Origin of the sequence: Apilactobacillus micheneri, from assembly GCF_006493595.1 — a bacterium.
Classification (GTDB): domain Bacteria; phylum Bacillota; class Bacilli; order Lactobacillales; family Lactobacillaceae; genus Apilactobacillus; species Apilactobacillus micheneri.
In genome coordinates, this window is record NZ_QUBI01000005.1 from 1 (window position 1) to 20,869 (window position 20,869).

Below are 20,869 nucleotides of genomic sequence, written 5' to 3' on the forward strand. Positions count from 1 at the left end.
TACTCACCAGTTCGCCACTCGTCCCGAATCCAAAAATCATTTATGCAAGCATAAAATCAAATTGGGAGGACTCGTTCGACTTGCATGTATTAGGCACGCCGCCAGCGTTCGTCCTGAGCCAGGATCAAACTCTCATCTTATAGATGAAAAGCTTTTAACTAGCTCATCAAATTAATTGTTTTTTATAAGCGAATTGACTTCGCAATGTTTAATTCCTTATGATCTAAATCATAAGAATCCTTACACATCATCGATTATCAATCTTGTTCAGTTTTCAAAGATCTACTTATCAGTTAGCTACTTTCAATAAGCAGCTCTTTAATTATATCAAATTATCAACTTAATGTCAACAACTTTTTATAATTAAATTTTGAATTAATTTGTTGCTTTTTGTCATATCAACAACGCAACATTAATTATTATGCCATCTTAACAAGTGAAAGTCAATAACTTTTTGTAATTATTTTTTAAACACTTTGTAAACTTCGTTACTAAAATGACAACAGGAATAATAATATCAAGAATAGTAAGCTGCGTCAATAAAAAAAGAGAATTAATTTAAAATTAATTCTCTAAGGTGTCAACACTATTTAATTCTTGCTAAGAAATACTTTTTCTTTCCTCTTCTAACAACAACAAACTTACCATCAAAACTAGCGGTCGGATCAATTTCTGCATTAACATCATCAATCTTATCTCCGTTAATTCTAATTGCACCATTCTTAACATCTTCACGTGCCTGTCTTCTTGATGACTCAATTTTAGTATCATCAGCTAACCATTCAACGATATTCTTTTTATCAGCACTAACTTCCATTGATGGCATATTTTTAAAACCAGTTTCTACTTCATCAACAGTTAAATCTTTAATGTTACCTGAGAATAAAGCGTTAGTAATATTTTCGGCTTCTTTAACGGCTTCTTTACCATGAACAAATTCAGTAACTTCTTCAGCAAGACGACGTTGGGCTTCGCGTTTCCATGGTTCATTCTTAACCTTATCTGCTAAAGCTTCAATTTCATCCCTATCTAAGAAAGTAAAGTATTTCAAATATTTAACAACATCACGATCATCAGTATTGATCCAGAATTGGTAAAATTCATATGGAGTAGTCTTCTTAGGATCAAGCCAAACAGCTCCACCAGCGGTCTTACCAAATTTAGTACCATCAGCTTTTAACATCAATGGAATTGTTAAACCAAATGCCTTAGCATCTGCACCTTGTGTTTTATGAATTAAATCAATACCACCAGTAATGTTACCCCATTGATCAGCTCCACCAATTTGTAATTGAACATCATGCTTCTTGTATAAGTGTTCAAAATCCATTCCTTGGAGAATTTGGTAAGTAAATTCAGTATATGAAATACCGGTTTCTAAACGACTAGATACAATTTCTTTATTTAACATTGTATTAACATTAAACAATTTACCATAGTCACGTAAGAAATCTAGTAGTGAAAATTTAGATAACCAATCATAATTATTAACAATGGTAAATGAACCGTCTTGACCAAATAAGCTTTCCATTTGTTTGGTTAAACATTGTTCATTGTATTTAACTTGATCCATTGTTTGTAACTTACGTTCAGCCTTTTTTCCAGATGGATCACCAATGGAACCAGTTGCTCCACCAATAATAATGTATGGATGGTAACCAGCTAATTGGAATCTTTTCAAAATCATAAATGGAATTAAATGTCCCACATGCATACTGTCACCAGTAGGATCAATTCCAGCATATAATCCAATCTTCTTTTCATTTACTTCCTTGTTTAAACCTTCAGCATCGGTTTGTTGATTTATGGCACCACGCCATTTTAAATCATCAATAATATTCATACTTTTCCCTCCAAATAAAAAAGTCCCTAACAATGCCTTAAGACATCATCAGGGACGAAATTGTAGTATTAATCCGCGTTACCACCCAGGTTATCGCTATTGTGCGATCGCTCAAAATCATTAATAACGCAATGACCCGTCAATATCAAATTGAACAGAGCTCCATAGGTGTAATTCTTTAAAATAACTGCTTAGTTCTCATCACCACTAAGTTTCTGCATTCTCAAATTATCTTAAATACTAGTAACTACTTCTTAGCTTGTTATTTATTATAATAATCAGCCTTGAAATAATTGTCAATACTATTTAATTTTACTTAGTTCTTGTTTTAATTGAGGCATAATTTTACCCATTGATTGTGCCTTCATTTGATTTTGAAAATCTTCAGCAGCTTTTTTAGCTAATTTTGATTGGGTATCTTTGCTCATCTTAGGATCATTTTTCGTTGCTGTTGTCATTTGATCCTTAACATAACTTTCAGCTGCACTCTTCATTTGTGCCTTTGCAGCATCCGTTTGCATTGGAGCTTGTAGTTTATTAATAATGTTTGGTAATGCTTTCGCTTGATTAGTAGTTAGAGTTAACCAGTCTTTAGGTACATAGAAATAATTAACAGTTTTAACGCGTGTTGGCTTTTGAGCTAAATCAAACCAAAACTTACTTGATTTAGAATTATATTCATAGCGAGTAGTCTTAGTAACTAGCTTAGCATCCTTAGCATTAGTAATAATATGATTGGTATTCTTATCAGTTGAAGTCGTACTTGGCTTCTTTTGATCATCATTGGTTTTATAAATAACAACTTTATCTTTACCCGATGTACCAATTGGTTGGTAAAGAAGCATGCCCATTTTATCACTGCTAGAAGTTAGTTCACTATTTTCAGTGGTAGTAACTTTATGCATTCCATAATGATTATGGAAGTTCATAGTAATTAAAACCGTTGAAAGCACAACTACAATGAACGATATAACACTAGTAGCAAAATGTAGCATTCTATTTTTAACTAATAATGTATTAAATAGGAAGAAACATAAAACTGAAACAATTAATAAAATTAATATCATTAGTTATTTCCCCCTTTGTTATCATTCAACCAGAATGTTGCAATAATTCCAATCACAATAAAGATAGCTGCAACCCAGAAAGCAGCATGATAACCAGTTAGTGTAGCTGATAAAGCAGAATGAGCATATGCCAATGGATCTAGTGTCTTTAAGTGACTAGTTGGAATATTATTTGAAGTAACATTAGATAAGATTGAAACTAGAACCGCTGTTGCAATAGAAGAACCAACTTGTCTAACGGTGTTATTAACAGCAGTACCATGGTTCATCATATCTGTAGGTAAAGCATTCATCCCATAAGTAGTTGCCGGCATCATAACCATAGCCATACCAAAGGTTCTAACTGCATATAATATTACAATATAGGCAATTGATGCATCTTCAGTTAAGAAAGCAAATGGAATAGTTCCCAAGAATAATAATGTAAAACCAGTTACTACTAGGTTCTTAGCACCATATCTATCAAATATTTGACCAGCAAATGGTGAAACAATCCCCATCATTAATGCACCAGGCAATAATGTTAATCCTGAATGAAAAGCGTTCATCCCACGAATAATTTGTAAATATAATGGTAATACCATTTCAAATCCAACTAAAGCCATCATAGTAATTGATGACAATAATGTAGAAATAGTAAATTTACTATTTCTAAATACTCTAATATTCAAGAATGGTTCCTTCATTACTAATTGGCGCCATACAAATAATGCAATAAAAATAACACCAATAATCAAAGTGCTAATAACAACATTGCTTCCCCATCCGTAAGTACCAACTTCGGAGAAACCATAAAGTGCACTACCAAATCCAATTGTAGAAAGAATTAATGATAAAACATCAATCTTAGATTTTTTGGTAGGTAGAATAGGACGCATAAACCATAGTCCTAATATAATAACTAAAGCGACAATTGGAATAATCATTCCAAATAAATCACGCCAAGTATAATTAATTAAAATCCATCCAGATAAAGTAGGCCCAATTGCTGGGGCTAATCCAATAACAATCCCTGAAAGCCCCATGGCGGCTCCACGTTTTTCTGGTGGGAAAATTGATAACATAATTGTTTGTAGTAAAGGCATAGTAACACCCACTCCAGCAGCTTGAACTAATCTTCCAGCTAATAGAGTTCCAAAATTACCAGCCATAAATGACATGATTGTTCCAATTTCAAAAACAATCATTGCCCCTAAATATAACCACTTAGTATTAACACGACTAGATAACCATGCACTAACTGGGATTGCAATCCCATTGACCATCATGAATCCAGATGTTAACCATTGAACTGTGGATGTATCAATATCAAAAGCCTTCATTAATGTAGGAAAAGCAGTTGATAAAATAGTTTGATTTAAGATAGTACAAAAAGTACCAACTAGTAGTAATAAAACTAGCATCGTTTTATTATAACTTTTACCGTTTGCATCTACGTTCATATCGCAACCTCTTTTCTAATTTTAATAAATCGACTCTTCCTAATATACAACCAAGCAATATTATTGTCAACTTATTTGACAACAATATTAAATAATATATAATTATTATCAGATATTTAAATTGATTTCATATAATTATAGGAAGTGATATTTTGTCAGATGAAATGAATAAAGATGAAGTACAAGAATATTCTCATCGTTTATATAAAATAATGAAAGAACTTGATTTATCTGTTGGTATCGGCGGATTATCAAAATCATGTAACGTTCCCCAATCCAAAATTAGATATTGGGAAAAAAAGGGATACATTAAATCTATATGCGATGATAAAAATAAGAATCATCGTTATCCATATCATGCCATCATTAAAGTAGAATTAATCAAATCATTTTTAGAATCTGGATATACTTTAAATACCGCAGCAGAAAAAGCTAAGATCTTTGATGAAACTGGCAGTATTATGCATAAAATAATTAATAAACGTTTTAATGGTCTAGCAATGGTTGATCAAAATCCTTCTGTTAATATGGGACCAATTGATGGAGAAGAAAATAAATCAATCTATTTTGTGGAAGACAACGATAAAATTAAAGTTAAAATTATTGATAACAATAATAGTAATTAAAAAAGCACCATTCCATTGAACCGCCTTACAAAAGTTAGACATTCCAAACTAATTTTGTAAGGCGGTTAACATTGTTAAGCTGGGATGGTGCTTTTTATTATGTGGTATTATAATTTTATAGTATGTAGAAATAGTCACTTTGATATATAGTAATAAGTACTTTATAATTAATTTAAATAAAGTTATTATGTAATTTGAATGTCTTTAAATTAAAATAATTTAGTGGCTTTAACTTAAGGAGGAAAACATATAAATGGGATTTTTAGATATAATCAACGATTTTATAATCGGCTATCCGATTGTTGTTTCAGCAATCTGGATTGTTGGTTCTATCTTTGAAAGCATGTATCGAAAACATGAAAAATTCGTTGATATTTCTGGAAACGATTTAGTTTCAATTATAGTGCCATCTCATAACGAGAGTGATACTTTAAGAGAAGCAATTGCTTCCATTTCAGAGATTGAATATAAAAACTTTGAAGTTGTACTGGTCGACGATAAAAGTGATGACGATACTTTAAATATAATGCATGAATTAAAGAAAAAATATGCCAAACAATTCAACATTAAAATCGTTCCAATTGATGTCAACCAAGGAAAAGCTAATGCTATGAACCAAGGTTTTGCTGCTTCCGAAGGTAAATACATAATGGGAATTGATGCTGATTCATTGATTGCTAAAGATTCAGTTACCCAAATGGTTAAAACATTGGCAACTGATTCTAGTTTAGGAGCAGTCGCTGGTAAACCAGTGGTAAGAAATAGAACTACTATTCTAGGACGCCTTCAATTATTAGAATATATTGGTGTTATTGATATCATCAAAAAAGCACAATCATTCCTATATGGTCGTATTAATACTGTTTCTGGAGTAATGGTTGGATTCAGAAGAGAAGCAATTAAAGATGTCGGCGGCTGGCATACGGATGTCATTACTGAAGATATCGATATTACTTGGAGAATGTATCGTAAACACTGGCGAGTTAGATACCAACCAGCAATGTTATGTTGGATTCTAGTTCCTGAAAATACTCGTAGCTTAATTAAGCAACGTCGTCGTTGGGCTCGTGGTGGTATGGAAGTTCTAGTGAAGAATCACGACTTTCTAATTCATAGTGATATTTCCAGAAAAGCACTATTATATGAAACTATCATCAGTAATACTTGGGCAGTTTTAACTGCATTGAGCACTATCTCTTATGTATTTAATTTATTATTAATTCACGAAGTTCAATTAGATGGTGACGTCTTATTAATGCTAATCATTATTAGTATTGCACAATTTTGTATTGGATTTTTTGGTTCACGTGCTAAAGCATTTTTACAATTTAGTGACTTGCTACTAATTCCTGCATATATTGTTTACTATTGGATGATTAATTTAATTTCATGTATTACTGCCTTGGTTTCATTCTTCTTAGATCCAGAAAATGTTGGAACTTGGAGTAGTCCTGATCGGGGGGTTAAATAAATGAAAAATAAAATAGATAAATTTGTTATTAGAAAAGAAATTAGCCCCTTTAAAGCAATATTTCACTTCTGTTTATATGCTTTTCTATGGTTTTATGTATTTTTTGTATTAATTGTTAATTTTGCATTTTTATTTGGTTATTATAGCGATGACTTCGTAAGTTTCTATCTATTATTAAACTTAAATTACGGATTATACATTAAACTAATCATAGGCGTAGTTGCATTAATTATATTAACAGCAATCTATTCGATTTTTAGATTACATCATTTACGGAGGTTAAATAGTAATGTCAAGAAGGACTAGAAAAATCATAGTTGCTGTTGTAGCAGTAATCGTTGTGATTTTAATGTCATTTACTGTTAGAAAAGCAATTCAATATGATAAAGGTAGCAGTGAAAATTATGCTCTTGATAAACAGGCTGAAAAACAAAAAAATGGTATTCTTATTTTTTGTTATCATCGTATTTTAAAAGATAATTTGGGAGTTAATATATCAAGAACCCTTTCTACCAATTCGCAATTACACGATTTCAATGTTCCAACAAATGAGTTCAATGAACAAATGGAATTCTTGCATAAAAAGCATATTAAAGTAATATCAGGCCAAGAGATGGTCAAAATGACAAATTCTCACAAGCCTATAAAAGGTAAATATGCCGTTTTATCATTTGATGATATTGATCGTACAACTATTGATAATGCAATTCCAGTAATGAAAAAATATAAATTTCCATTTACTACATTTATAATTACTGGTAACACTGGTAGATATCGTGAAGGTACTCAATTAGCAACATGGAATCAAATTCATGATGCTAAAAAATATGCTGGTAATTTAATGACAATTGGATTGCATACTAATAATATGCATTATTTAACTTCTAAGTTAATTCCAATATTTAATTTACCTCAAAATTATACAAGATTTACTAAGGACTTTAAAAAGTCTAGAGAAGAATTGTATAAACATACCGGCACATATGGTGATGCTTTTGCTTATCCTTATGGTGGTGGTACCCATAAAACTAACGATTTCTTACACACTCAACACTTAGGCTGGGTTGCAACATTAGATGGTGGTGTTATTTATAATCATGGAAATGGTGATCATTTAGATCTACAATATGCGCCAAGAATGATTATTAATACTAACAGTTGGCCAAGTATTAGACATTGGTATTCAACAAAATAATAAAATAAAAAAGCAATCGGAAAATTCCGATTGCTTTTTTTAGTTTAAAATTATTTATCTAATTTTGTTTTGTTTTGTACTTCTAATTTATCATTGAAGTCATAAACAACTGGTTCACCAGTCTTCATTTCAAGATCCATGATGTCATCATCAGAGATTCTTTCAATGTATTTACTCAAAGCACGTAGTGAATTACCATGAGCAGCAATAATAACATTCTTGCCATCTAATAACTTAGGAGCAATTTGATCTACCCATAGAGGAATTACACGTTCTAGAGTAACCTTTAAGTTTTCTCCACCAGGAATGATGTTAGGATCTAAGTCTGCATAACGACGATCGTTAACAGCTGAACCTTCATCATCAGCACTTAATAATGGAGGTAGAGTATCGTATGAACGACGCCAAATATGAACTTGTTCATCACCATATTTTTCAGCAGTTTCTTTTTTGTTTAAACCTTGAAGACGACCGTAATGACGTTCATTTAATCTCCATGTCTTAGTTTCAGGAACCCATAATTGATCAGATTCTTCTAAAACATAGTGTAAAGTTTTAATTGCACGAGTTAATACTGAAGTGAAAGCATAATCAAATTCTAGACCAGCTTCCTTTACTAATTTACCAGCTTCTTTAGCTTCTTCAACACCTTTGTCACTTAAGTCAACGTCTTCCCAACCAGTGAATTTGTTTGATAAGTTCCATTGACTTTGTCCATGACGGATTAATACAAGTTTTGACATAGGTTGAACCCCTTTCAAGTTATAAATATCATCTTAATTTTACACCAAATGACAACAATTTTCAGCTTATTTCATAATTCTCTTCATTTTTAAACCCTTTTTATTCTCACCTTTAACACCAATGATTTCTAGGAAGAAAGTAAGAATTGGTACCGAGACAATTAAGCCCCAGCCACCAAAGATTTCTTCACCAATCATCAATGCACAAAATGTGTAAAAGATTGGTAATTCGGTTCTTGAAGACATTAATTTAGGATTTAAAATATAAGCTTCTAATAAATGAACTACTGCAACCATAATTACTAAGTAAATGATGTATTTAATTCCACCAACAGAATAACCTACGATTGATAAAGGAATCAATGAAATAATCACTCCTGCTACCGGAACTAAACTTAAGAAGAACACCATGATACCTAGAATAAACAATTGAGGCATCCCCAAGAAAGCCATAATTATAGTTGTAAAAATGGTATTAAAAATAGCAATCAAGAATTGGGCTTCTAAAACTACCCCAAAAGTTTTAGTAAATGTTTTAGCAAAGTAGTAAACATCTTGGAAGAACCAATCGAATTCTGAAGTTAGAAAACGTTTACTAAATTCTGCCATTGATTTTTCTTCTAGAGTAAAGAAGAAACTTAAAATCAATGATAATAGGAAAGTAACTCCCATTTGACCGATGCTAGAAACATACTGGAATAAGAAGTCTAATCCACCCTTAACTTCAGTTAAGAAATTAGAACGATGAATAAATGAACTAATCCAATCTTGAAATTGGTTAGCCCCTTCCATATTATTTGGATCATCATAAAATGCAATCACATGCTTCGAAGCAGTTACTGCTTGGTCATAAATGACTGGTGAGTAAACTACAACGGCAGTAATAATTCCACCAACAAACAATATATATATCAATATTACTAATATCGGAGCCGGAATTTTAACGTATTTTCTAATAAAGTTAACTAATTTAGTCACTAAAAGTGCAAAAATAAAAGTTAAAAGTAACATACTTATCATACTACGCATTAAGTACAAAATAGCAATTAACACTAATAGTACGCACCAACGACGTAACTTTACATTAGCGACAAATTTTTCCCAAATTTTCATATATACCCCCTACTAAATATTTACTAGATATTTTATTATAACATTTAATTAAATGAAATTAATTAATTTCATAATAACAATCACTTACAAAAAATAGTAACTTAAGAGTATAATTGTCGATGTGATTATTATTGAAAGAAAGGACTGTTCACATGTTTGAAAAAACATTTTATAAAACATTTTTTAAGCACGGATTTAATGAACCAATCCAAGTAAACTATTGGGACGGAAAATCTGAAAAATATGGTGATGGTGAAACCAAAGCAGTTATCACTATGAAGGAACCTATCCCTATTAAAGACATCAGAAGTAATGCTTCAATTGCTTTGGGTGAAGCTTATATGGACGGAAAAATCGAAGTTGAAGGTAGTATCGAAGACTTAATTGTATCTGCATATCAAAAATCAACTAGTTTCATTCGTGATCACAAATTCATTAACTTCTTGCCTAAACAAAATCATAATGAATCCACTAGTAAGAAGGATATTCAAAGTCATTATGATATTGGAAATGATTTTTACAAGATTTGGTTAGATAAAACTATGACATATTCATGTGCATACTTTGAAAAACCCGATGATGATTTATATGATGCACAAAGACAAAAAATGCATCACATTATCAAAAAGTTAAATCCACAACCTGGTCGCACTCTTTTAGATATTGGATGTGGTTGGGGAACTCTAATGTTAGCTGCTGCTAAGTATTACGACTTAAAAGTGGTTGGAGTTACTCTAAGTCAAGAACAATGTGATTATGTAAATGCACAAATTAAGAAATTAGGCTTGGAAGATAAAGCTGAAGTTCGTTTACAAGACTACCGTCAATTAGGTGACGAACAATTCGACTACATAACATCAGTTGGAATGTTTGAACACGTTGGTAAAGAAAACTTAAATGAATACTTCGCATGTGTTGCTAAGTATCTAAAAGAACATGGAGTTGCTTTAATCCATGGAATTACTAGACAACAAGGTGGAGCATACAATGGCTGGATTAACAAATACATCTTCCCTGGTGGTTATGTTCCTGGTATGACTGAAAATCTTGATCATATTACTAATAACGGTCTTCAAATTTTTGATCTTGAATCATTACGTCGTCATTATCAATTAACCCTTGAAAACTGGGATAAGAATTTCAATGCTAATATTGATGAAGTTAAAAAAGTTATGGGTGATGATGAACGCTTCTTAAGAATGTGGGACTTATATCTTAAGACCTGTGCTGGATCATTCAAGGCTGGTAACATTGATGTTATGCAATACTTAATTTCTAAGGGACCTTCTGGACAAGAACTTCCACTAACTAGAGATTACATGTATAAATAAAAATATAATATAAAAATAAAGGAGTAGTGATTAAAATCACTACTCCTTTATTTTTATATTATAAGTGAAAGCACAATTACTGATCCTAGTCCTAAAATGACTGACAAAGCCATTGAACGAGTCCAATATGAAATTATAAATACAATAAAAGCAGAAATTAATTCAGGAGCCTTACCATCGACAGATAACCCATAGGAAGATGTAATAATTAAATCCTTAACTACTAATGATGTAAATAAAGCAATGGGTACATAAGACATCCATTCATTAAACCACTTTGGTATTTTTCTTGTTCTAAAAAAAGAAAGGGGAACAAATCTTGGTATTAAAGCTACAAAAAAACATAAAATAACTAACCAAAAGTGTTGTGTAGAATTCCACTCCATAAAATATCTCCTAATAAACTATTTATTTTCTTCTTCAAGTTCTTCGTCCTCTTCTTCAGGCGTCCCAGCAGGGTTCTTGAAAGAATGCAAGAATATGTTCTTACGATAGCGTTTATAGTGAGCACGAATATAAGATTCAACCATAAAGCCAACGAAAGATGCTAATAATGTTGCAACTACTAAACCTAAAGTTGATTTCATTAACAATAAGAAAATAGTTGATAACCCAATAGTTAATAACATTACTAAAACTTTAAGTAGTGATTTAATCTGCATAACAATCATATAAATGAATAATGCGGTTAATGCAAAGTGCACTACTGTTAGATTAATGCTGATAGCTGATCCTATCAAACTACCGATAATTGTACTAAGTGTCCAAACAAATAAGGCATAATGCTCTATCTGTAAAGCATCACTCGGTGTAAATTTTTTATCAGTAGATAACTTTAAATAATTAACAGCGTAAGTTTCATCATTTAAAGAAAGTGCAAATAGAAAAGTAAATAAATTAGACTGTCCTTGCAGATACTTAGAAATACTTGATCCTAAAAGTGCATATCTTAGTTCCAAGAAAAATAACATAATTACAATTGATAACAAAGGTGAATTAATTACTAACATTGATGCAATTAAAAATTGTGCACCACCAGAAAAAACCAATAATGAAACCAATCCCGTAAGAATGGTATTAAATCCGGCCGCATGTAGCAGAATCCCACATGCTAATCCGATTGGTACATAACTAATATTTAAAGGCATTGCTGTCTTTAAATTCGTTAACCACCTAGGCTCGTTTGGATTTGGTACTTGCTTTGTCAAAGACTATTCCCCCGTAATATATAACGTTCGGTCATTTTAAATTAATATTTCGATTACTAGAATTTAAGTAAAGAAAGTAAAACTTTATTACTATTATAATACAAAACTAGGTTAATTATCTAACTTTATTTAAAGTTAATCCAAAGATAAAATCAACAACCATCTAAAATAGCGACATGATGCTGCGCCACATTCTTACAAAAATATTAGCTTTATCATCATCTTTACTTGCTGATAATTTAACATTGCTATCAGTGATATACTTTGTGCCTTTAACTTGAGCATTAGCCACAATTTCACCCTTATCGATTGGTGCATCAATTCCACCCTTATATTTAAGGTTACTTAGTGGTTGAATCTTTTGTAGATTAAATTGTTGATTATTGTCTAACCAAATATCTTGCTTATCGGCAAAGGATAAACTTAAATGTTCATCCTTACCATTAGGAACATAAATATTTCCATCATTGCGACCTTCAGTCATTTCACTAACCGATTGGTTAGGTGCTAAATTAACATGATGGTATTTAGCATATACATATTTTAATAATTTTTGGGTTTCCACAAAGCGAGAAGGATCATATTGACCACTATGGTGTACCCCCATCACGACTGTAATTACGCGATGATTATTTTTGACTGCAGTTCCAGTGAAACATGCACCCGCAGTATCAGAAGTCCCTGTCTTTAAGCCATCGACTTTAATATCTGGTAAAGCTTCGCTACGACCTCTAATCATCCAATTCCAATTCAACATAGTATTGTTTTCAAATTTAGTAGTATTAGCAGCGGTATCTTTCAAAATATGAGGATATATTTTCAAAATATTCATTGAAATAATGGCCATATCAGTTGCTGATAATTTATTTTCAGCATTAGCATCCACGTCTTTAAAACCTAAGGAACCAACTTCACCATTGGTTAATCCACAAGCAGTATAAATTTGAGCATCGTTAATACCTAAGTCTTTAACTGCTTGACGCATCTTCAAAGCAAACTTTTGTGTGCTACCGGCAACTCCATAACCCATAGCCATTGCTCCAGCATTTTCAGAATAAATGGCTGCTTGATACAACTGCTTAATTGTATATTCATGACCTGCTTTTAATTCAACATTGGCATATTCTGGATTCACACTTAGTGCATGTAGTGCCGGTGTAATCTTGACCTTAGTATTCCAATTTATTTTATGGGATTGAATTGCTTGTAAAGTTACATAAATACTTAATAATTTGCTCATTGATGCAGTTGGTAATGCTTGATCTGCATTTTTAGCATATAAAATTTGTCCCGTTTTTGCATCCACAGCTAATGCAGATTTTGCTTGCAAATTTAAAGGTAAATTATTTTTAATTAAATGATTAGTTTGTCGATCCAATTGTTGACTATTTTTATCTTGCTTGGTTACTTTTTCAGTCTTAATGTTAGTTTTATGATTGTTAGCCGTCACTGCTAATGGTGTACTAATGGTAAATACAGCCATCACAATTAAACAGACTTTTTTGAAATGCTTAAAAAACATTTTAAATGATCCTTTCGAATTAAAATATAGTTATGTAAAAATAATGTATTACATTCAAATGTTACAACAATATTTCAATTAAGTCATTAGAAAATAAAAAAAGTACTAAAATAATTTATTTTAGTACTTTCAATGATTTTAATTTAATTAGTTTTATTTATAGTTAGGAGCAGCTTTAGTGATTTGAACATCATGTGGATGTGATTCTGCTAAACCAGCGTTAGTAATTTGTACAAATTGAGCATTTTCAATCATACTATTAATATCTTTGGAACCAGTGTATCCCATAGCAGATCTAAGTCCACCTGTCATTTGGAAAACAACGTCTTTAGCTGAGCCCTTGTATTCAACACGAGCTTCAATTCCTTCAGGCACTAATTTCTTAGCTTCATTAACTTCACCTTGGAAGTAACGGTCAGCTGAACCATGTTCCATGGCACCAATACTACCCATACCACGGTATGCTTTGTATTTAACACCATTTTCTTCAAAGACTTCACCAGGAGCTTCATCAGTACCTGATAACATGCTACCAAGCATTACAGCATTACCACCAGCAGCAATTGCCTTAGCAACATCACCAGAGAATTTAATTCCACCATCAGCAATGATTGGTTTGTGCCATTTTCTAGCAACTTTCGCAGCATCGTAGACAGCAGTAATTTGAGGGACCCCAACACCGGCAACTACACGAGTGGTACAAATTGAACCAGGACCGATACCAACTTTTACAACATCGACACCAGCTTCAAATAGAGCATTAGTAGCTTCACCAGTAGCAACGTTACCAGCGATTAATGTCTTATCAGGATAAGTTTCACGGATTTCTTTAATTTTTCTAATTACACCAGCAGAATGACCATGGGCAGTATCAATAATAATTGAATCAACACCTGCTTTAAATAATGCATCAGCACGTTTGAAAGTGTCAGATGTAACCCCAACAGCAGCCGCACATAATAAATGATTATTAGCATCAACAGCAGCATTGGGATATTTATCAGCTTTTTCAACTGCCTTAACTTTGGCAACTTCTTTAGCTTGGTCATCGATTAACATGTTTTTATGAACAACACCTAATCCACCAACTTCAGCCATTGCAATTGCTGTATCAGATTCAGTAACTGTATCCATACTAGCACTTAAAAATGGTACGTTAAGTTTCAAATTGTCAGCTAATTGTACTGAAGTATCCACTTCATTTGGTAAAACGTGACTTTCTGCTGGAATAAGTAAAACATCATCAAAGGTAATCCCTTGTTTTGCAAATTTTGTATCCCAATTAGACATAATCAATAACCCCTCTTATTTTTTATCTTCTAATATACAAAAAAAAACACCAAAGGTCAAATTTACCTTTAGTGTTTTTTATTTATCTACGACGATTTGAATTTGGTGTAAAGAAATTAACCGTAATGGTATATTTTCTGTATACATAGATAGCAACCCCAATTGCAACCGCTGCAATAATGAAGTTTACGTAGAATGGAACTACTGGATTAATAGCTCTTGGAATGGACATGGATAGTGTAAATGATAATACCCAAGCAATAATAATTAATAGCATGAATAATGCACGCATCCAACCACTATAAGTATGTTGGACATTCGAATCTAACATTCTAGTTAATAGTGGCATAATAATTCCTGAAAGCATTGATAGTACGATAATTGAAACAATTCCAGCTGATTGTTCAACTTGACCACCCTTAGAAATAAGCAATGTAATTCCATAAAGGATATTAAAAATAATTCCAAAGAATAACATATTATAAACAGCATTTGGCCAGAAATTATCCATTAACTTAGTAGGCTTCTTAGGTGGATTAATAATAAAATCAATTCGTTCTTCCACCGTTCCATAAAGATTTCTAGCAGTGGCCCCGTGTTTTTGTTCAACTAATAGTTGGTCTTTCATTTGACTAATAATTTCTGATTTACGATCTACACTTAAATCAGTACCTCTTAAAGCACGATTAAAACGGAACATGTAATCAGCATTACGTTTAGTTAGACCAATATTATCAAATTGTGAGCGTTCTTCTTTATCTTTATCATGGTGCTTTTGTTGCACATGTGCATTTCGTTTTTCTTCCGTCATATAAAAACTCCTGTATTAAACGTTAAATCTAAAGTTAACGATGTCGCCATCATTCATGACATAGTCTTTACCTTCAACACGTAATTTACCGTCATCTTTAACCGCTTGTTCACTCCCTAATTTATCTAGGTCATCAAAAGCCATTACTTCAGCACGAATAAATCCACGTTCAAAGTCAGAATGAATAACACCGGCAGCTTGAGGAGCTTTAGTCCCCTTCAAGTAAGTCCAAGCCTTAGTTTCCTTACCACCAGCAGTAAAGAAGGTTTCTAGGCCTAGTAATTTGTAAGAAGCACGAATTAATTTATTTAATCCTGGTTCTTCAACGCCTTCAGCTTCTAAGAAAGTCTTTTTGTCGTCATCATCTAATTCTGCGATTTCTTCTTCAGTTTCAGCAGCAATGCCGATGGCTTGAGCACCTTCATTAGCAGCATATTCTTCTACTTGTTTAAAATATTTAGAACCTTCAGGATCTGCCATATCATCTTCAGCAATATTAGCGACATATAAAACTGGTTTTGATGATAATAAGAATAAACCTTTAACAATTTTTTGTTCATCTTCATCAAAATCAATTGAACGTACTGGTTTACCAGCTTCTAAGACTGGCTTAATCTTTTCTAAGACTGCTAATTCAGCTAAAGCATCTTCATCTTTACTCTTAGAAGCACGTTGAACTTTACCTAAACGCTTGTTAACAGCATCTAAGTCCGCAATACTTAATTCCAAATTGATAGTTTCAATATCATCAACTGGATCCACTTTACCAGTAACGTGGGTAATATTGTCATCATCAAAGGCACGGACAACATGTACGATAGCATCCACTTGACGAATGTTTTCTAAGAATTTGTTTCCTAAACCTTCACCTTTACTAGCACCTTTAACAATTCCGGCAATATCAGTAAATTCAAAAGTAGTTGGCACAATCTTCTTAGCTGGAATAATTTCTTGAATACGGTCCAAACGACTATCTGGAACTTCAACCATCCCAACATTAGGATCGATTGTAGCAAATGGATAATTTGCCATTTCTGCTCCTGCTTTTGTAATTGCGTTAAATAGTGTTGATTTTCCAACATTAGGTAATCCAACGATTCCTGCTGTTAATGACATATCTACAATTCACTCTTTTCTAATTATTTTATTTATCTGAGTCCGCTTTTTTCAAAACTTTCTTCATTTTCTTTTCGAATTCTCGACGCGATAACATCACAACGTGTCCACAATTTTGACATTCAATCTTAATGTCAGCACCCATTCGAATGATTTTCCATTCATTGGCACCACATGGGTGTTGTTTTTTCATCTCAACAATATCATTTAGTGCATACATATAATATTACCCCTTTACTAGTCTAAATTAATATCTAAAATTTGCAAAATACGATTCAAATCATCATCAGAAGTGTAGTTAATTTCTAACTTACCACTGCCCTTTTTAGAACGACTGCTAGCAATATTCACGTTGGTCCCAAACTTATCTTGCAATTCATCTTCATAAGCACGTAAAAATGGTGATTGCTTAGTAGAACGACGAGGCTTACGTTTCTTTTTAGGTTTAGCAGTTAATTCATCAATGGCTTTACTTAATTGACGAACCGTTAATGTTTCATTGTAAGCGCGTTTAGCTAGTTTAATTAAATTTTGTTTATCTTTAACTGAAAGTAAAGTTCTGGCTTGACCCATGGATAATTGATTTTCAGTCAACATATCTTTTACTTCAGTGGGTAAACCTAATAAGCGTAAGTAATTAGCAATGTATGGACGGGACTTGCCCAATCTTTTGGAAACTTCAGCTTGGGTAATATCTAATTTGGTCATTAAAGTATTATAAGCCTCTGCTTCTTCAATGGGATTCAAATCTTCACGTTGCAAGTTTTCAAGGACGGCAATTTCCATCATTTGTTCATCGGAAGCATCCCGAATAATAGCTGGAATGGTCTTTTTATTAGCCATGCGTGAAGCACGGAAACGACGTTCACCCGCTAAAATTTCATATGAATCTTCATTACCTGATTGTTTTCTAACAATAATAGGTTGAAAAACACCAGACTTTTTAATGGATAGAGTTAAATCTTTTAATGCTTGCGTATCAAAATGTGTTCTAGGTTGAAATGGATTGGGGGATAATTTAGCTAAAGATAAATCAATCACTTCTTCTTGACCTTCTTCAACATCGTTATCGGCAAATAATGCTTCAATGCCACGGCCTAGACCTTTATTATTCGCCATGATTTGCTAACACTTCCTTTGCTAATTGCATGTATAATTCAGATCCTTTGGACTTTGGATCATAATCAATAATTGGTAAACCATAACTGGGTGCTTCTGATAAACGCACATTTCTGGTAATGACTGTCTGATAAACAGTGTCACCAAAGTAATTACGCACTTCAGAATTAACTTGTTGGCCTAACTTAGTTCTGGCATCGTACATCGTTAGCAACACCCCTTCAATCTTCAAATCTGGATTGAAATGTTTTTGTACTAATTTAACGGTGTTCAATAGTTGACTTAAACCTTCCAAAGCATAGTATTCACTTTGTACGGGAATTAAAATTGAATCACTAGCGGTAAAAGCATTAATGGTAATTAGTCCCAATGAAGGTGGGCAATCTACTAATATGTAGTCATAATTATCTTTAACAGCCTTTAATGCATTCAATAAACGAGTTTCACGTGCCATTTGAGGGGTTAATTCAATATCGGCACCAGATAATTGAATGGTTGCTGGAACAACGTCTAAATTATCATGAACTGAAGGTAAAATAGCCTCAGTAATATCTTCTTCATTCACTAAAATATCATAGATGTCTTTTTTAATGGAAGACTTTTGAATTCCCACTCCAGAAGTCGCATTTCCCTGGGCATCAGCATCAATTAGTAATACTTTTTTGCCATTACTAGCTAAATCAGCACCCAAATTAACGGAAGTCGTCGTTTTACCGACCCCACCTTTTTGGTTGGCTAGAGAAATTACATATCCCATGTGTAAACCTCCTTATAAGTTACTTTTCTGGTTCACCAATTGGTTTTTTGTTTGGTGTTCCGGCTTTTCTTGGATATTGTTTAGGTGTTTTTTTAGTTTTATCTAAAATAATAATATGTCTTTGATCATCTGATACTGGTAATGAAAATTCTTCATCTGCAACCACTTGGCCACCTAAAGTCTTAATTGCTTGATTACCATTTGCCAATTCAGTTTCTGCTTGCGCTGCTTTTAAAGCAATCATCTTACCACCCACCTTAACTAATGGTAAACATAGTTCAGATAATACACTCATCCGGGCCACTGCACGGGCAGTCGCTACATCATATTTTTCACGATGTTTCGATTTTTTGCCACCGAATTCTTCAGCACGCGCATGGTATAATTCAACACCATCTAAGCCTAACGCATCAACCAAGTTTTGCAAGAAAGTAATGCGTTTATTTAAAGAATCAACAATTGTTACCTTTAAATTAGGAAAGACAATCTTCATTGGTAATGATGGAAAACCAGCCCCAGCGCCAACATCACATAAAGTTAATGCTTCTGTTTTTAAGCTTTGATCATAGAAAACTGGCGTAATGGAATCATAAAAATGCTTTAAATAAACATCCTTTTCATCCACAATCGTTGTTAAATTAACATGTTTATTAGCCTCAACTAACATCTGGTAATAAGTAGCAAATTGTTGCATCTGTTTGTCAGATAACTCAATGCCCATTGATGCTAGTTGTGCTTTAAATTCTTCTGGATTCATTTTGATTCTCCTAATGTGAAACTATCAATTTGTTTCACGTTTATATCTACTTTAAATGAAAAATTTATATTTTACAATATGTAACTACACTTATTCATTATAACGAATGAGCACCTAGTTCGTCATTAAATATGCTAAAAAAAGACAGCCAAATGGCTGTCTTTTTTTTAAATTTATTTTACCAAACGAATAGTCCTACGACACCAGCAGACATTAGTGAAACTAAAATTCCTGATAGTACTAAGTAACCAACATTCTTTGAAATAATATCGTTTGATTTTTTGTCAACGATTCCCTTAAATGCACCAATAATCATTCCAACAGTCGAAAGGTTAGCAAATGATGTTAGAAAGACAGTTAATTGGGCACGGAAATGAGGGGCGAAAGTATTGATCTTGCTGGAAACACCACCCATAACAACGAATTCGTTGGTAACTAATTTAGTTCCCATGTATTGTGCAAATTGGAAAGCGGTATGAACATCAGAACCCATTAACCAAGCAAATGGGAACATGATGATACCTAGAATGTGTTCTAGTGATAATGAAGGATTAATCAATCCTAGAACTTTATCAATCAATGCAGCTAAAGCAACGAATGCGATAACGTTAGCAACAATGATTAAAATTAATTTACCTGCACCTAAAATTGAATCACCCAAGAATGAGAAGAAAGGTTCACGTTCAACCTTTTCACCAATTTCGGCAGCTTCTTTGTTTTCTTCATTATTACTACCACCCATTTTAGCGATAGTATCTTCTTCTGGGCTGACATTAGTAGGCATTAAAATACTACTAATAATAACAGCGTTTAAAATGTTTAATGGTACGGCAGTTAAAACAAATTGACCCGGTACCATTTGTGTATATGCACCAAGAATGGATGCAGTGACACAAGACATTGACATCATCGCAATGACGACATTACGTTGTGCAGAAATACGTTTAATTTGCAAAGTTGAAACGGCAAGTGCTTCAGTGTTACCTAAAAACATCATTTCAACAGCAAAGAATGATTCAAATTTAGGTTGGCCTGTTATGTATGCCAAACCTTTTCCGACCCATTTAATAATAAATGGAAGGATTCCAATATAAGTTAAAATATCAAAAACTGGCACAATCAATAAAATTGGCATTAAAGCTGAAGTTACAAAATCCATTTGTTTCATATGAACCCAACTTGGTAATGCGAATGCAATTCCTTGATATGCTACTTGAACTAAGACTGCAAAGAAGTTCGCAGCAGCTTGTACTGCTGCACGGCCCCAAGCAAATTGAGTCAAGCAGTAAGCAATCACCATGTTTAAAATCAAAACAGTAATTACTGAACGCCATTTGATATTCTTTTTATCTTTTGAAAATAAAAATGCAATTCCTAAAAATACTAAAATTCCTAATATGTTAACTAACAAATACATGTAAAACTAATCCTTTCTCTACTACAAAATAATTTATACGA

20 protein-coding genes and 1 rRNA gene are annotated in these 20,869 nt (G+C 32.7%); 4 read left to right on the plus strand and 17 right to left on the minus strand.

Features of this window, described 5'->3' with window-relative positions; translation table 11 throughout:
* The 4 genes from DY123_RS05920 to DY123_RS05935 form a co-directional block, all read right to left on the minus strand.
* A 16S ribosomal RNA gene (locus DY123_RS05920) occupies positions 1–140 on the minus strand; the annotation flags it as partial.
* Positions 141–586: 446 nt separating this feature from the next.
* Positions 587–1,843, minus strand: a complete 1,257-nt coding sequence (gene tyrS / locus DY123_RS05925) for a tyrosine--tRNA ligase (protein WP_140924640.1) — start codon at positions 1,841–1,843, stop codon at positions 587–589.
* A gap of 302 nt (positions 1,844–2,145) precedes the next feature.
* On the minus strand, positions 2,146–2,910 hold the full coding sequence (locus DY123_RS05930; protein ID WP_140924638.1) for a DUF4811 domain-containing protein: 765 nt from the start codon (positions 2,908–2,910) through the stop codon (positions 2,146–2,148).
* Entirely contained in the window at positions 2,910–4,352 is a 1,443-nt protein-coding gene (locus DY123_RS05935) for an MDR family MFS transporter (protein WP_140936436.1), read from the minus strand. Before DY123_RS05935 ends, DY123_RS05930 begins: the two co-directional genes overlap by 1 nt.
* Before the next feature lie 152 nt (positions 4,353–4,504).
* Here DY123_RS05935 and DY123_RS05940 point away from each other — a divergent pair, with 152 nt between their 5' ends.
* The 3 genes from DY123_RS05940 (at position 4,505) to DY123_RS05950 (ending at position 7,644) form a co-directional block, all read left to right on the plus strand.
* Positions 4,505–4,978, plus strand: coding sequence for a MerR family transcriptional regulator (locus DY123_RS05940; RefSeq protein ID WP_181401243.1), 474 nt, complete (start codon positions 4,505–4,507; stop codon positions 4,976–4,978).
* A gap of 253 nt (positions 4,979–5,231) precedes the next feature.
* A complete protein-coding gene (locus DY123_RS05945) occupies positions 5,232–6,449 on the plus strand; it encodes a glycosyltransferase (RefSeq protein ID WP_140934643.1) in 1,218 nt (405 codons plus the stop codon).
* A gap of 289 nt (positions 6,450–6,738) precedes the next feature.
* Positions 6,739–7,644, plus strand: a complete 906-nt coding sequence (locus DY123_RS05950; protein ID WP_140924631.1) for a polysaccharide deacetylase family protein — start codon at positions 6,739–6,741, stop codon at positions 7,642–7,644.
* 50 nt (positions 7,645–7,694) lie between these two features.
* Here DY123_RS05950 and DY123_RS05955 read toward each other — a convergent pair whose 3' ends face one another.
* Positions 7,695–8,387, minus strand: coding sequence for a 2,3-diphosphoglycerate-dependent phosphoglycerate mutase (locus DY123_RS05955; protein WP_105964094.1), 693 nt, complete (start codon positions 8,385–8,387; stop codon positions 7,695–7,697).
* A gap of 66 nt (positions 8,388–8,453) precedes the next feature.
* Complete coding sequence (locus DY123_RS05960) at positions 8,454–9,500, minus strand: AI-2E family transporter (RefSeq protein ID WP_140924629.1); 1,047 nt, start codon at positions 9,498–9,500, stop codon at positions 8,454–8,456.
* A gap of 152 nt (positions 9,501–9,652) precedes the next feature.
* Between DY123_RS05960 and DY123_RS05965 the strand changes: the two genes are divergently transcribed.
* Positions 9,653–10,831, plus strand: a complete 1,179-nt coding sequence (locus DY123_RS05965) for an SAM-dependent methyltransferase (protein ID WP_140924646.1) — start codon at positions 9,653–9,655, stop codon at positions 10,829–10,831.
* A 53-nt stretch (positions 10,832–10,884) separates the two neighbouring features.
* On the opposite strand, the gene DY123_RS05970 is transcribed toward DY123_RS05965, so the two are convergent.
* From DY123_RS05970 to DY123_RS06020, 11 genes are all read right to left on the minus strand, one after another.
* Positions 10,885–11,217, minus strand: a complete 333-nt coding sequence (locus tag DY123_RS05970; protein WP_140924627.1) for an AzlD domain-containing protein — start codon at positions 11,215–11,217, stop codon at positions 10,885–10,887.
* 18 nt (positions 11,218–11,235) lie between these two features.
* A complete protein-coding gene (locus DY123_RS05975) occupies positions 11,236–11,979 on the minus strand; it encodes an AzlC family ABC transporter permease (protein ID WP_140924644.1) in 744 nt (247 codons plus the stop codon).
* Between the two features lie 223 nt (positions 11,980–12,202).
* Entirely contained in the window at positions 12,203–13,561 is a 1,359-nt protein-coding gene (locus tag DY123_RS05980; RefSeq protein ID WP_140924626.1) for a D-alanyl-D-alanine carboxypeptidase family protein, read from the minus strand.
* A gap of 153 nt (positions 13,562–13,714) precedes the next feature.
* Positions 13,715–14,851, minus strand: coding sequence for an IMP dehydrogenase (gene guaB, locus DY123_RS05985; RefSeq protein WP_140924624.1), 1,137 nt, complete (start codon positions 14,849–14,851; stop codon positions 13,715–13,717).
* A gap of 82 nt (positions 14,852–14,933) precedes the next feature.
* The gene (locus DY123_RS05990; protein ID WP_140934639.1) at positions 14,934–15,662 is read right to left on the minus strand and encodes a DUF1129 family protein; all 729 of its coding nucleotides are present in this window, start codon (positions 15,660–15,662) and stop codon (positions 14,934–14,936) included.
* Positions 15,663–15,677: 15 nt separating this feature from the next.
* On the minus strand, positions 15,678–16,778 hold the full coding sequence (gene ychF / locus DY123_RS05995; RefSeq protein ID WP_140936438.1) for a redox-regulated ATPase YchF: 1,101 nt from the start codon (positions 16,776–16,778) through the stop codon (positions 15,678–15,680).
* Between the two features lie 28 nt (positions 16,779–16,806).
* Complete coding sequence (locus DY123_RS06000; protein ID WP_105964102.1) at positions 16,807–16,998, minus strand: DUF951 domain-containing protein; 192 nt, start codon at positions 16,996–16,998, stop codon at positions 16,807–16,809.
* Between the two features lie 17 nt (positions 16,999–17,015).
* Positions 17,016–17,897, minus strand: a complete 882-nt coding sequence (locus DY123_RS06005; protein WP_140924620.1) for a ParB/RepB/Spo0J family partition protein — start codon at positions 17,895–17,897, stop codon at positions 17,016–17,018.
* Complete coding sequence (locus DY123_RS06010) at positions 17,887–18,654, minus strand: ParA family protein (protein ID WP_108982380.1); 768 nt, start codon at positions 18,652–18,654, stop codon at positions 17,887–17,889. Before DY123_RS06010 ends, DY123_RS06005 begins: the two co-directional genes overlap by 11 nt.
* A gap of 19 nt (positions 18,655–18,673) precedes the next feature.
* Positions 18,674–19,411, minus strand: a complete 738-nt coding sequence (rsmG, locus tag DY123_RS06015; RefSeq protein WP_140934638.1) for a 16S rRNA (guanine(527)-N(7))-methyltransferase RsmG — start codon at positions 19,409–19,411, stop codon at positions 18,674–18,676.
* Positions 19,412–19,589: 178 nt separating this feature from the next.
* On the minus strand, positions 19,590–20,828 hold the full coding sequence (locus tag DY123_RS06020) for a NupC/NupG family nucleoside CNT transporter (RefSeq protein ID WP_140934637.1): 1,239 nt from the start codon (positions 20,826–20,828) through the stop codon (positions 19,590–19,592).
* Positions 20,829–20,869 lie beyond the last annotated feature (41 nt).

Coding starts and splice junctions, on each gene's coding strand:
- tyrS (WP_140924640.1), bottom strand. CDS start 1,843: ATGAATATTATTGATGATTTAAAATGGCGTGGTGCCATAAATCAACAA.
- DY123_RS05930 (WP_140924638.1), bottom strand. CDS start 2,910: ATGATATTAATTTTATTAATTGTTTCAGTTTTATGTTTCTTCCTATTT.
- DY123_RS05935 (WP_140936436.1), bottom strand. CDS start 4,352: ATGAACGTAGATGCAAACGGTAAAAGTTATAATAAAACGATGCTAGTT.
- DY123_RS05945 (WP_140934643.1), top strand. CDS start 5,232: ATGGGATTTTTAGATATAATCAACGATTTTATAATCGGCTATCCGATT.
- DY123_RS05950 (WP_140924631.1), top strand. CDS start 6,739: ATGTCAAGAAGGACTAGAAAAATCATAGTTGCTGTTGTAGCAGTAATC.
- DY123_RS05955 (WP_105964094.1), bottom strand. CDS start 8,387: ATGTCAAAACTTGTATTAATCCGTCATGGACAAAGTCAATGGAACTTA.
- DY123_RS05960 (WP_140924629.1), bottom strand. CDS start 9,500: ATGAAAATTTGGGAAAAATTTGTCGCTAATGTAAAGTTACGTCGTTGG.
- DY123_RS05965 (WP_140924646.1), top strand. CDS start 9,653: ATGTTTGAAAAAACATTTTATAAAACATTTTTTAAGCACGGATTTAAT.
- DY123_RS05970 (WP_140924627.1), bottom strand. CDS start 11,217: ATGGAGTGGAATTCTACACAACACTTTTGGTTAGTTATTTTATGTTTT.
- DY123_RS05975 (WP_140924644.1), bottom strand. CDS start 11,979: ATGCCTTTAAATATTAGTTATGTACCAATCGGATTAGCATGTGGGATT.
- DY123_RS05980 (WP_140924626.1), bottom strand. CDS start 13,561: ATGTTTTTTAAGCATTTCAAAAAAGTCTGTTTAATTGTGATGGCTGTA.
- guaB (WP_140924624.1), bottom strand. CDS start 14,851: ATGTCTAATTGGGATACAAAATTTGCAAAACAAGGGATTACCTTTGAT.
- DY123_RS05990 (WP_140934639.1), bottom strand. CDS start 15,662: ATGACGGAAGAAAAACGAAATGCACATGTGCAACAAAAGCACCATGAT.
- ychF (WP_140936438.1), bottom strand. CDS start 16,778: ATGTCATTAACAGCAGGAATCGTTGGATTACCTAATGTTGGAAAATCA.
- DY123_RS06000 (WP_105964102.1), bottom strand. CDS start 16,998: ATGTATGCACTAAATGATATTGTTGAGATGAAAAAACAACACCCATGT.
- DY123_RS06005 (WP_140924620.1), bottom strand. CDS start 17,897: ATGGCGAATAATAAAGGTCTAGGCCGTGGCATTGAAGCATTATTTGCC.
- DY123_RS06010 (WP_108982380.1), bottom strand. CDS start 18,654: ATGGGATATGTAATTTCTCTAGCCAACCAAAAAGGTGGGGTCGGTAAA.
- rsmG (WP_140934638.1), bottom strand. CDS start 19,411: ATGAATCCAGAAGAATTTAAAGCACAACTAGCATCAATGGGCATTGAG.
- DY123_RS06020 (WP_140934637.1), bottom strand. CDS start 20,828: ATGTATTTGTTAGTTAACATATTAGGAATTTTAGTATTTTTAGGAATT.